The sequence below is a fragment of the Dapis purpurea BLCC-M126 genome (genome assembly GCF_050015975.1).
Classification (GTDB): Bacteria; Cyanobacteriota; Cyanobacteriia; order Cyanobacteriales; family Microcoleaceae; genus Trichodesmium.
Genome location: NZ_JBNHER010000055.1, coordinates 26,473 through 39,183, shown reverse-complemented (window position 1 = coordinate 39,183; position 12,711 = coordinate 26,473). Strand labels below are relative to the sequence as shown.

At 36.9% G+C, this 12,711-nt stretch carries 9 protein-coding genes; 7 read left to right on the top strand and 2 right to left on the bottom strand.

Translation table 11 applies throughout. From position 1 onward, the window contains the following. Positions 1 to 149: 149 nt before the first annotated feature. Positions 150 to 1,988 (bottom strand): biosynthetic-type acetolactate synthase large subunit, encoded by a 1,839-nt coding sequence (gene ilvB, locus ACP6PL_RS05330; RefSeq protein ID WP_426543309.1) that lies wholly within the window; start codon positions 1,986 to 1,988, stop codon positions 150 to 152. 276 nt (positions 1,989 to 2,264) lie between these two features. Here ilvB and ACP6PL_RS05325 point away from each other — a divergent pair, with 276 nt between their 5' ends. Together ACP6PL_RS05325 and mnmG are read left to right on the top strand one after the other, a co-directional pair. Then, complete coding sequence (locus tag ACP6PL_RS05325) at positions 2,265 to 2,603, top strand: P-II family nitrogen regulator (RefSeq protein WP_426543307.1); 339 nt, start codon at positions 2,265 to 2,267, stop codon at positions 2,601 to 2,603. Positions 2,604 to 3,289: 686 nt separating this feature from the next. After that, positions 3,290 to 5,194 carry a tRNA uridine-5-carboxymethylaminomethyl(34) synthesis enzyme MnmG gene (mnmG, locus tag ACP6PL_RS05320; protein WP_426543305.1) on the top strand — a complete coding sequence of 635 codons (1,905 nt, stop codon included), beginning with the start codon at positions 3,290 to 3,292 and terminating at the stop codon, positions 5,192 to 5,194. A 199-nt stretch (positions 5,195 to 5,393) separates the two neighbouring features. Here the strand turns inward: mnmG and ACP6PL_RS05315 are convergent, their stop codons facing one another. Beyond that, positions 5,394 to 5,780: an SH3 domain-containing protein gene (locus ACP6PL_RS05315; protein ID WP_426543303.1), complete on the bottom strand. Its 387-nt coding sequence runs from the start codon at positions 5,778 to 5,780 to the stop codon at positions 5,394 to 5,396. A gap of 1,158 nt (positions 5,781 to 6,938) precedes the next feature. Here ACP6PL_RS05315 and ACP6PL_RS05310 point away from each other — a divergent pair. From ACP6PL_RS05310 to ACP6PL_RS05290, 5 genes are all read left to right on the top strand, one after another. Further along, positions 6,939 to 7,679, top strand: coding sequence for a hypothetical protein (locus ACP6PL_RS05310; RefSeq protein ID WP_426543301.1), 741 nt, complete (start codon positions 6,939 to 6,941; stop codon positions 7,677 to 7,679). After that, complete coding sequence (locus ACP6PL_RS05305; RefSeq protein ID WP_426543299.1) at positions 7,676 to 8,689, top strand: aromatic ring-hydroxylating dioxygenase subunit alpha; 1,014 nt, start codon at positions 7,676 to 7,678, stop codon at positions 8,687 to 8,689. The genes ACP6PL_RS05310 and ACP6PL_RS05305 overlap by 4 nt, the downstream gene beginning before the upstream one ends. A gap of 626 nt (positions 8,690 to 9,315) precedes the next feature. Continuing rightward, positions 9,316 to 10,209, top strand: coding sequence for a ferritin-like domain-containing protein (locus tag ACP6PL_RS05300; RefSeq protein WP_426543297.1), 894 nt, complete (start codon positions 9,316 to 9,318; stop codon positions 10,207 to 10,209). 176 nt (positions 10,210 to 10,385) lie between these two features. Beyond that, positions 10,386 to 11,582 carry a P-aminobenzoate N-oxygenase AurF gene (locus ACP6PL_RS05295; protein WP_426543295.1) on the top strand — a complete coding sequence of 399 codons (1,197 nt, stop codon included), beginning with the start codon at positions 10,386 to 10,388 and terminating at the stop codon, positions 11,580 to 11,582. Further along, the gene (locus ACP6PL_RS05290; protein WP_426543293.1) at positions 11,569 to 12,582 is read left to right on the top strand and encodes a Rieske 2Fe-2S domain-containing protein; all 1,014 of its coding nucleotides are present in this window, start codon (positions 11,569 to 11,571) and stop codon (positions 12,580 to 12,582) included. The genes ACP6PL_RS05295 and ACP6PL_RS05290 overlap by 14 nt, the downstream gene beginning before the upstream one ends. The last annotated feature ends 129 nt before the right edge of the window (positions 12,583 to 12,711 follow it).

Genomic DNA, 12,711 nt, shown 5'->3' with positions numbered 1-12,711 from the left:
GATCGCTACTTAGTATAACCTTGGACGGAAAAGATACCAAATGGGTTCTATATGACTCCTGATGTAAAGAAAAGTTAATATAGAATCAGTTCTCCTGAAAATCTCCCGCTAAACATTTGTTATATATAGCGAGAGATTATTTCAATCAATTACAATTTATTACCACATTCAGGGCAGAAATTATTAGTAGCAACATTTTCGTATCCACAGTTACTACAAGTAATTAACTCCACCGCTTGCTCAAGCTGTTTCCGAATAGGCAACCCCACCATTTGAGCATTACTCTTACCAGGAGCAACCATTGGATAACAATTTTCATCTTTAGTCACACGAGCATCCATTAAAACAGGTCCGTCGTGAGCTAACATTTGAGCGATCGCTTCTTTGAGTTCATCCCGGCTAGAAATCATCATCCCCTTCACCCCATAAGCTTCAGCCAACTTGACAAAATCTGGCATTCCTACTTCCATATTAGAAGAAGAATAACGCTCGCCAAAAAATGCTTGTTGCCACTGACGCACCATACCCTGCCAACCATTATTAATAATCACAGTTTTAACATTAATACCATAATGCGCCAGAGTACCCAACTCCTGAATATTCATCTGAATACTAGCATCACCAGCAATACAAATCACCTGTCGGTTTGGCAGCGCCACCTTCGCCCCCATAGCAGCAGGCATTCCATAACCCATCGTGCCTAAACCTGCACTAGAAATCCATTGCCGAGGACCATTTTTCAGAAATTGAGCTGCCCACATTTGATGCTGACCAACATCAGTAGTATAGTAAGCATCTGGAGCCATTTTACCAACTTCGTTAATTACCTCTTGGGGTGACATACTATCTGGATGTTCGGGGGCAACTAACGGATAATCTTGTTTCCAACGATTAATACGTTCTAACCAAGCTTGTGTTTGATTAGAATTAATTGGCTCACCAGTCTCGCGACAACGACGTAGCATATCGATTAAAACTTGACGCACATCTCCTACGATCGGAACATCAGGAGTTCTGTTTTTACCTACTTCTGCCGGATCGATATCAATATGAATTACTTTCGCGTGACAAGCAAATTCATCTAACTTTCCTGTTACTCGGTCATCAAAACGGGAACCAACAGCAATTAACAAGTCACACTCACTCACAGCAAAATTAGCATAAGCAGTGCCGTGCATTCCTAACATTCCTACTGACAGGGGATGATGTTCATTAAAAGCACCTTTACCCATCAAAGTAGTAGTAGCAGGAACATTAAAATGTTCTGCTAATTCTTGAATTTCTGCATGAGCATCAGCAGAAATTGCACCACCGCCTATATATAATAGAGGACGACGTGCTTCTCGCATTAAATTAACTGCTTGGTTAATCTGGCGAGGGTTACCTTTAATAGTAGGACGATATCCAGATAGCCTGATAGAAGCAGGTTCAACTGGTTCGTAGTCAAATTCTTCTAATCCTACGTCTTTGGGTACGTCAATCAAAACTGGACCTGGACGACCTGTACTGGCAATATGGAATGCTTCTGCAACAATTCTGGCCATATCCCTAGGGTCTCGGACAACATAGGAATGTTTGACTATGGGTAGGGTGATACCATAAATGTCTGTTTCTTGGAAGGCATCAGTACCAATCATTGGTCGGCCTACTTGCCCTGTAACTATGACCATGGGAATTGAGTCCATCTGAGCAGTAGCAATACCTGTTACTAGGTTTGTTGCTCCAGGGCCTGATGTGGCAAAGCATACACCTACTTTACCAGTAGCACGGGCATATCCATCAGCAGCATGGGCAGCTCCTTGTTCGTGTCTGACTAGGATGTGTTCTAAGTCCCCGGCTGCTTCTACCCGGTAGAGTTCGTCGTAAATTGGCAAAATTGCACCGCCTGGGTAGCCAAATATGTGTTTGACTCCATGACGTTTAAGACTATCCATTAGTGCAAAGGCGCCGGTGGCTCGTTTGAGGGTTACTTTACTTTGTAACTGCACTGGTAGTTCCTCTCTAGATACTATTATTTATAATTAAATCTACAATTATATCTGAAAATGTGACGTAATAAAAGGTCTTTTTGAGATAAATTCTAGAAAAGTTTAAGATTCTGGATATGATTTTTTTGGTATTTTGAGTATTTTGAGAGCCTATTAAAAAGCCTTCTGGATAAATGTATATTTATTGACAAACAAGGCCCACTTGGCAGTGATATTAAAGGATGGCATCCTGATAAACAAGTAGACTTAAAACTTATAGTGTAAGGAGTGAATAACTTGAAAAAAGTAGAAGCTATTATTCGGCCTTTTAAATTAGACGAGGTGAAAATTGCTCTCGTTAATGCTGGTATCGTGGGTATGACTGTTTCTGAAGTCAGAGGGTTTGGGCGTCAGAAGGGGCAAACTGAAAGATATCGGGGTTCTGAATATACGGTTGAGTTTTTGCAGAAGCTAAAGATTGAAATCGTAGTTGAGGATGACCAGGTGGATATGGTTGTTGATAAGATTATTAGTGCTTCCCGTACAGGAGAGATTGGCGATGGTAAGATTTTTATTTCCCCAGTAGATAAAATTGTCCGAATTCGGACTGGGGAAAGTAATATGGAGGCAATCTAGTTCTCAGGGAGGTTTGGTATTATGTGTTAGGTACTAGGTAGTTCGTCACCTGTTATAAGCAAGACGGTCAGTGAAAGATTAATTTTTTTCATACCTAATACCTACCACTTTCTTATCAGTTATTAGACATCTCCGATAATAAAAAACAAAATCAATTATCCTACAGAAATAATCAATTATTTCCCCCTAATCCCTACTCCCTTCCCTCTTTTCCAGAGAGGTATATTAGTTATCAGTAACTCTTGCTTGTTAACATATTCGGGAATTTCGATAATATCAAATAAATCATATATCATTAGCTGTTAATTTTTGTTTTAAATTCACTTCTGTTGTTGATTCTTAATCAATACAGCGATCGCCTTAATTTTTTGGTATGAAAATTTCGGTCTTCAGACTATAGTCTGCAAAAATCAAAATATTCAATATTAATCGCTACAATCAGTTATATGTCTTTCTATAGGAGGGAATAGGGAACAGGGAACAGGGAACAGTTGGAAAAACATTTCCGCTGTCTAAGATTTATCATTAGTCTATGTCTCAACCAATTCTTTCTTAGCTATAACTCAGACATTTACCATGACCAAAAAATTAGGTCTTACCCTTTCGAGGGGATAAAAAAGAAAATTCCGGTTTTCAAGCTTCCGACTTCAGAAGTCCGTACTGATAACTAATAACTGATAACTAAAATGACCAAAACTTTCGATTTCCAAGAAGAATACGACATCATCGTAGTAGGTGCCGGACACTCCGGTTGCGAAGCCGCTCTTGCTTCCGCACGCCTTGGTTGCCACACCCTCCTACTCACTCTCAACCTCGATAAAATTGCCTGGCAACCATGCAACCCTGCTGTTGGGGGACCCGCAAAATCTCAACTTACCCACGAGGTGGATGCTTTGGGTGGGGAAATAGGTAAAATGGCAGACCGCACCTACCTGCAAAAACGCATTCTCAATTCTTCTCGCGGACCTGCTGTTTGGGCGTTACGCGCTCAGACTGACAAACGGGAATACGCCGCCGTTATGCGTAATATTGTGGAAAACCAAGAAAACCTCCGAGTTCGGGAAAGTATGGTGACAGATTTAATTTTGGGAGATAACGATGAAATTATTGGAGTAGAAACCTACTTCGGTGTCGCTTTCAAATGTAAAGCTGTCATCCTCACCACCGGAACTTTCCTCGGTGGAGTTATTTGGGTAGGCAATAAGTCGATGCCAGCAGGACGTGCCGGAGAATTTCCTGCTATTGGTTTGACTGAAACCCTCAATAAACTTGGTTTTGAAACCGGACGTCTGAAAACGGGTACCCCTGCCAGAGTTGATAAACGTTCTGTTGACTACACCGATCTGGAAGAGCAACCAGGGGATGAAAAAGTGCGTTGGTTTAGTTTCGATCCGGAAGTTTGGGTGGAAAGGGAACAGATGTGTTGTTATCTCACGCGCACTACTCCAGAAACTCACAAATTAATTCGCGATAATTTGCATTTGTCTCCTGTTTATGGTGGGTGGGTGGATGCGAAAGGTCCGCGCTATTGTCCGAGTATTGAGGATAAAATTGTCCGGTTTGCTGATAAAAGTAGTCATCAAATATTTATTGAACCGGAAGGTCGCGATATTCCTGAACTTTATATTCAGGGGTTTTCTACTGGTTTGCCAGAGAAATTGCAATTACAAATGTTACGCAGTTTGCCTGGTTTGGAAAATTGTGTGATGTTGCGACCTGCTTATGCGGTGGAATATGATTTTTTGCCTGCGACTCAATGTTATCCGACGTTGATGACTAAGAAAATTGAGGGGTTATTTTGCGCCGGTCAAATTAATGGTACCACTGGATATGAGGAGGCAGCAGCTCAAGGTTTTGTGGCGGGAATAAATGCGGTTAAATTTGTTAGGAATCAAGAGATGATTATTTTCCCCAGAGAACAAAGTTATATTGGTACTTTGATTGACGATCTATGTACAAAAGATTTGCGAGAACCCTATCGAATGTTGACGAGTCGTTCGGAATATCGTTTGATTTTACGGTCTGATAATGCCGACCAAAGACTAACACCTTTAGGTCGAGAAATTGGTTTAATTGATGACCGTCGGTGGGAGTTATTTGAGAGGAAGCAAACTAATATTAATGCTGAAAAATCTCGGTTAAAGTCAACTCGAATTAAAGAATTAGAAGAGGTAGCTATTAATATTGTTGCCGATACTCAGACAAAAATTAAAGGTTCGATTACTTTAGCAGATTTGTTGCGCCGACCTGGTTTCCATTATGTGGATTTAGAAAAGTATAATTTGGGGAATTTAGACTTGAAATTAGTTGAAAAAGAAGGAGCAGAAATTGATATTAAATATTCCGGTTATTTGCAAAGACAACAAAATCAAATCGACCAAATAAGTCGGCAAGAAAATCGGAAGTTGCCTGCTAATTTAGATTATTTTGCTATTGATACATTGTCGATGGAGGCGCGGGAAAAATTGTCAAAGGTTCAGCCTTTAACTATTGGGCAAGCGTCGAGAATAGGGGGAGTAAATCCAGCAGATATTAATGCTTTGTTGGTTTATTTGGAAGTGCAATATCGACTTGTGGGAGTGAAAAGTTAAGGGTTAAAATTAAAAAGTAATCTTTGAGTGAGTTTTCGGTATCTGTCGATAAATGGCAGCTTTGTAGGGGTTTGATCTCCAAACCCTTTCTTGATATTTCATTGTAATTTAGAATAGTTTTCATAAAAATAGAAGACAATTAATCGAGAATGAAAAATAGCAATTTCCTAGAGGTTGGGTTTCCAAACCCCTTATTGACTTAGGGAGGACACCTCAACTGCAAAAAGTCCTCCGATATCCACCCTCTGTCTTTAGCAGGAATTATGCCCTCTGGTTTACCTTCTCGGGTTTTGACGATCGCATACCAATTTTGGCCTCGTGTATCCACCTGACGCAGTGGATATGGGCCGGAAACGGGATCGCCTTCATTGAGAATAATCACATAATCACCCACGGTTACCGAGTCAATCACCTGCGAGCTTAAATCAGGACTCAAATGAATATTAATCTTCTGTGAACCTCGCCAATGGCCAAGAACTTCGGCATTAGTACCAAGAGATTGAGCATTAGCGCGGGGTGTAGTTTGTATCAAAGATGGTATTATAGGCGCGATCGCCCACTCGGCAGCAAAACTAATCCGCGCCATTCGTGGATAAAAGTTTCCTTGGGGTATTAAAATGGGGCGACTTCCTAGTTACCCCTCTCCCATCCTCTGGCTTGGTGCTTCATAAAATGAATTAACTATTGCGGATAGACCAATAGAAGCAAAATTTCACTATCCATCACCTCTGGCTTGGTGCTTCATAAAATGAATTAATTATTGCGGATAGAGCAATAGAAGCAAAATTTCACCATTCATCACCTCTGGTGGGGTGCTTAAGCAAATAAATTAATTATTACTCTATCCTATCCGCAATAATAGTAAGTTGTAGGGATAATATCATGTTCGGTAGTATTGGTATAAAAAGCATAGAAACCGGGTTTATATTAAATGCTCCACCATAAACATCTACCTCCCAGAAACCCGGTTTCTTAAACAATATGAGTGTCAAGACTTACGCATGAAGTAGGAAAAACTAGGATTTGAGATTGCTTCCCTGTCGGTCGCAATGACAAAAATACGTTGTACTGCGTAAGTCCTTGTAAAAAGCATAGAAACCGGGTTTATATTAAATGCTCCACCATAAACATCTACCTCCCAGAAACCCGGTTTCTTAAACACTGGAAATAAACTGATAACTGAAACTTACTCCTCACATTCCAAAAGATTAAAGTTACTGACAGGATAATCTAAGGGTAAAAAGGTATTTCATTGAGCAGGGTTGAATTTCCAAAACTGCCCGGCAACGTTTTGGCAGTTGTCCATGAATGCTGCTTAATCCAAGGTTGAACCTGGAGCGACCTTATTACCTTCAAAGCACTTGTTTTCCTTCTCTAGAATCACTTATAATAAAGTATATGGTTTGTAGTAGGGCTTCAGCCTTATCTACAGTTCGGGCTGAAGCCCTACTACGAACTTTAATTATAATAACTATTTAACCGCAATTCGTAGCTCCCCTGAAGGGGGCACATAATATTACCTATCTGCTAACCAATATATTATTAGAATAGTACAGTTTTTGAAGTGTCTACTCTAAAAAGTTATTTTGTTAATCTTAAATCACGCTCAGGTTCTTAACAACAGTATAAATGAGAGCGATCGCTTGTGCATTTATACAAACTGTCACTTTACTATAATCTCTATAAATTTATACACTTAGAATCAAAGTAAATCAGTAAATAATCTTGATTCTCTTGTAAACCCATGAAATCACAACTCATTAATAAAAAAGAACTCTCGTTTCAGCAAAAAGATGAAATGTATTGTCTGCTTTCAACTTTTTTTAATGGAGTCAAAAGAGATGTATTTGAGGATGATTTATCAGAAAAAAATTGGATTATTCTCCTGAAAGATAACAAATCTGAAAAACTTCTAGGTTTTTCAACTTTACTAATTTATAATACAGAATTTCAAGGAGAAACTATATCCGTTGTTTATTCAGGAGATACAATTGTAGACCCTTTAGCTTGGTCTAGTTCGGTACTTTCAAAGGCTTGGATAGAGGCAATTGATTTATTAAGTCAAGAATTTGCTTTAGGAAAATTGTATTGGTTACTCATTTGTGCTGGATATAGAACTTATCGATTTTTACCTGTTTTTTGGCAAAGTTTTTATCCCAGATTTGATTGCTCAACCCCACAAGAATTTCAAAAATTAATTGATTTTTTAGCAACTCAAAAATTTGGAAAAAATTATAACTCAAGAACTGGAATAGTTCGCTTTCCTCATCCCCATCAACTGACAGAAGGTTTAAAAGGAATACCTTCTGAAAGATTAAACGATCCTCATATTCGATTTTTTGGTTCTAAAAATTCAGGTTATATTAATGGAGATGAATTGGTTTGCTTAACTGAAATATCTCCAGAGAATTTAACTAAAGCTGGAAAGAGAATGTGGAAATTTCAAAGTAAAAACTCAAATTTTTTAAGTTCTTTAAGCAGATGAAAGAGACATTAAAAATTTTCAACAATTCCGATTGTTTTATTGAGGGTTGGTATTGGGCAATTCCTGCAAAAGAATTAAGAGTTGGTAAAGTTAAAGCTGTTAATTTACTGGGCAAAGAATTAGCAATTTTCCGCAATTTTGAAAAACAAGTAATCGCAGTTGAAGCTTACTGTCCTCACATGGGAGCACATTTGGCTGAAGGAAAAGTAGAAGGAGATGGAATACGCTGCTTTTTTCACAATTGGAAGTTTAATAATCAGGGGAAATGTATAGAATTTCCTTGTTTAAATAAGTCTTTATCTGTGAATTTGCAGGTCTATCCTACAGCCGAAAAATACGGTATAATTTGGGTTTGGACTGGGAAAGGCACGCCAAAAACTCTCCCCTTTGTTCCCGAACTACAAACAGAAGAATGCGAGGTAATTGTTTCTAGTAGCTTTACTCAAAATTGCCATCCTAATGTATTAACAATCAATGCAATTGATGCTCATCATTTTAATACAGTTCACAATTTACCTGTAGAAATAGACTTTGAAACAGAGCAGATCAATCAAAATGCAATCGCTTTTAACAACAAGACTAGAGGAGGTGACAATTCTTTTTTTGTTAAACTCATTCGCCCTTTTTATCGGAATGAAGTTACTTATAAAATTTGTTACTGGTATGGGAGTACAGGTATTGTAACAATTGGTCCAGATTTTCTTCATTTCTATATTATGTTTGCTTCGCGAGTGATTGAAGGTGGAAAAACAGCAGGAAAAACAATCTTAATTACTAAAAAACGTTTCGGGTTATTGGGGTGGATATTTAATCGGATTGTACTTTGGTTGACTGGGTTAGTAGGAAATTATTTCGCTAAAGGGGATACACGAGTTTTCCAAACTATTAAATTTAATTTACAAACTCCTACATCTGCGGATAAATCTATCATTGACTACATAAAACATACTGAAGCACAACAAGCTTTCACCTGGGGAAGTTGGGAGCGTTTCACTAAAATCAAAAGTTAAAAGTCAAAAGTCAAAAGTAAGATTTTATAGGCTTAAAGCACGGAAGTTAAAAGTCAAAAGTCAAAAGTTAAAAGTTAAAAGTTATAGCACTACGCATTAAGGTTAGGACATTTTTCAATCCTGAAATCTTTGACAGTCTACTGTTATCTGTTCCCTAGCGCGTAGCGCTATAAAAGTAAGATTTTATAGACTTAAAACATGGAAAAAAATTAACTTCAGTATTTAAATCCTAGTGCTTAAGATATAGCCAATTTAGTGCAAAATTGTAGGGTGTGTTAGACGGCTTCAATTTAGACTATGAAAGGAATTTAGCAATCCGTCGTAACGCACCATTTTAGTTGTGTCAGTCCACTACATCAAGGCTTAATTTTTTATTTATAGATACCCTCTAAGATCAAGGTACTGATAATTGATAACTGAAATGACATTACATTAAGTAATTAACAATTAATAATTACCCATCCTTAAAAGAAGGACATTAACTTAAATAAAGAAAAATTTTTGATATTATCCCCTTAAAATGGGAGGCTTTAAACCAAGGTCTTGAATTATTAATTATTAATTATTAATTATTAATTATTAATTATTCGGTAACTTCAGGAAATTATTTGGAGAAACAGAAGCTAATGATTAAAAAAAATATAGCAGGTTTCGATCTCTCTCACACAAAATCCAATCAACTTAAACGCATATTAGACTGTCGCTTAAATCAAGCAAGCAATTCACCTTATTGTCACACAGCTTACTGGGATGCAAATCACTTTAATTTAGAAAATGCAACTCTTTTTAAGAATGCTACTATTTCCCAACAAAAAGAGATTCTCAGACTCACCAGTCAAGGGATATTAGAAGAAGCCTATTTTATCGAAAAAGCTGGAATAGGTTATATGGCTAAAATGGTGTTGTTATCGGAGACAACAGAAGAAAGAATGCTTTATTCTCTATTTTCTGCTGATGAAACTTCTCATCTTGCTAAGATTATACCCTTTCTTGAAAACATTCCTATAGATACAAACGCTCCTTTTTTACAGTTGTTGGCAGACGTCGTCGAAAGTGAGGATAAAAGTGTAATTTTATTCGTACTTCAGGTGGTTTTAGAAGGATGGGGGTTGAGTCACTATCGGAGTTTAGCAAAAGAGTGTTGCTATCCCGACTTAAGTGTTGTATTTCACAGTTTTTTAGAGGATGAGTCTCGGCATCATGCTACTGGGGTAACTTTATTTCAGCAACAATCTCTCAATTTGAGTAGTCAAAGGGCAATTTTAGAAATTTTAACATCATTTTTAGAGATGATTCGAGTCGGGCCTCAAAGAGTTGTGAATGCAGTTGAGATGGTTTTGGGAGATTTATCGCGATCGCAAAAAATCAAGTTGTTGGAAGAATTAGATACTGAAACTCATAGCAATACTCGTTTGAGTATACTTCGCTCTTTAATTAGTAAACAAGGGAGTGTATTTGTTTCCGAGTTGGAAGAGAGAGGAATATTTAGGGGATATCCTGCACATTTATGTGTTTTTTAGTTTCTCAGGACTTACTCACTGACAATAGATATAGGGTTTCGGTGCGTTACGCTACCGCTTTTCATGTCGCGCAGCGAAACACACCCTACTCGACTTTATAAAAAGAGAAAAAAAGGTAATTATTAATTATTAATTATTTAATTCTCCCTTTTATCAAAAATATTGAGGATTTTGTCGTGAATAATCTGTTTGGAGAAGTTAAGGAAAATAGTTTATTAAGCGATCGCCAAACCTATAAAAAATTAGAAGTTAATTATAGGCGAAACTGTAAGCAGGATGGTACAGAATTCTTGGATACTCTTGCCAATAATTTCTGTTATCAAGATTGTCAAGATGAGTATTGGAATCCCGAAGAGTTTTCCTTACTTTATGGAACTCCTTTATGGCTGCAATCTACTCGCAGTCAAAGAGTTATTTTAAATCATCTTTATTGGGTAGCTTATTATTCTCAGATTATTTCGGCTGAAATTGCGACTATTTTCTTTAATCAAACTAGCGCTGCTGGACTTTATGCTCAAGAAGATTTTCGCTTAGTTTGCGATACTTTAGATTTGGAGTCGAATCAAGAAAGGGCACATATTAATGCTTTCAAAACAGTTTGTGAACGAGTAGAAGCTAGTTTATTCGGACGGCGAATTTTTTCTTATCCGATGCGTTCGCCTTTTTCTGAAACAATTATTTTTGCAGATACTAATCTGTTGAAAAGTTGGTGGAAGAAAGTACAACTGCATTGTTTTGGTTTACTTTCTTCTGGCAATACTTTTTTAGCTTGTCAGTATTTTACGGTTCGTGGATTGAGAACATTAAATGGTAAAATTGTTCAGCATCAACTTAGCCGTTATTCTCAAAATTATTCAGATAAAAATAAAGTACCCATTCCGACTAAAATTTCTTACTATCATTTCCTAGATGAGAGTTTTCACTTTAATAGTTCAATAATTATTTCTCAAGATGTAATTAAATGTTTGCCTAAACCCACGAATTTTGAAAAAATAGTGGCTAATTTAGGTATAAAAGGTTGTCAACAAGACCATTACAATTTTTCAGTCGCCATTAACGGGATTTTTTGGTACGATCCGGCACTTTATTCAGCAATCTATCAAGTCCTTACAAGTCCGATTTTTAGCATGAGCGATCGCGAAGCAAAAGAAATGATGCAAGCGTGTTTTACAGAAGAGTCTGAAGGATTATATAGAAGTCATAAAACCCATCAAGAAGCTATCGAATCTTACAAAGTTTATATTGAATCTCTTGATTATATATGGCCGAGTAATCGAGAAATGTCTTTAATGAGTTCTAACTCTATATCTAAGTATTTAGCTATTCAGAAAAAATCCTTTGCTCATTGGAAAAAAAACCATGAAAATATTTAATAATTTTGATGTTGTTGCTAAAGGTTGGTATATTGCTTGTTCCAGTCAAGAAATACTTTTAGGTCAAGCAAAATCTATAGAGCTTTGTGGACAAAAAATTGTTTTATTTCGCGGTCAAGATGGCAAAGTCAATGCAATGGATGCTTATTGTCCTCATTTAGGAACCGATCTAGGAATAGGAAAAGTAGATGGGAATTATATTCGCTGTTTCTTTCATCATTGGGCGTTTGATGGCAGTGGAAAATGTCAAGATATTCCTTGTCAAAATACTATTCCTAAACGAGCTAAGTTACAAGCTTATGCTACTGATGAAAAATATGGATTTATTTGGGTTTATCCAGACCTCAAAGCCCCGGAAGGAGTAGTAGAATTTGATAACTTAAAAGGTAAAAATATCTTATCTATAGCAGATAGAGCCTTTACACGAAGTTGTCACCATCATATTTGTATGATGAACGGTATTGACGCACAACATCTACGAACAGTCCATAAAATAAATATTGAAATGGATTTAAAATTGCAGCAAAATTCCACAGGAAATATTATTGATTTTACCCTCAGTGGTCAATTTACGAATCAGACTTTTAGAGAAAAAATAGGACGAAAAATTTTAGGCGATCGCTACGAATATACAATGAGATATGCTGATGGCTGCATCGGACTTTTAACAATTATGAAAAATGTTAAATTACTGCCTCAGTTATATATGATTTATGCTTATATTCCTCTGGCAAATGGAAAAACTCGCGTTCAACCTATTTATATTACTGAAAAACGACCGGGTATCTGGGGAAATTTAGTCGCTAGATTCTTAATTTTTTCTACTAAGCTTGCCTATTATATGTTGCGAGATGAAGATGGAAAAGTTTACGATAATATTCGTTTTAATCCAAATTTATTACTTGATATAGATGCATCGTTGACTAAATATATGGAATATGTCAATCAACTAAAAATTTCTCTATGGAGCAAAATCAAACCTGAAAGAAGCAGTCAGTAATCAGACTGAATTATAAAAGTTGATAGCTAGTTAGAATAGAATACAGTTTCCTACGGAATGCTGCGCAAACAGATAAAACCAAAACTCCTATAGTATGCAACTTTTATAGTAGCTCTTGAGATTAAATAA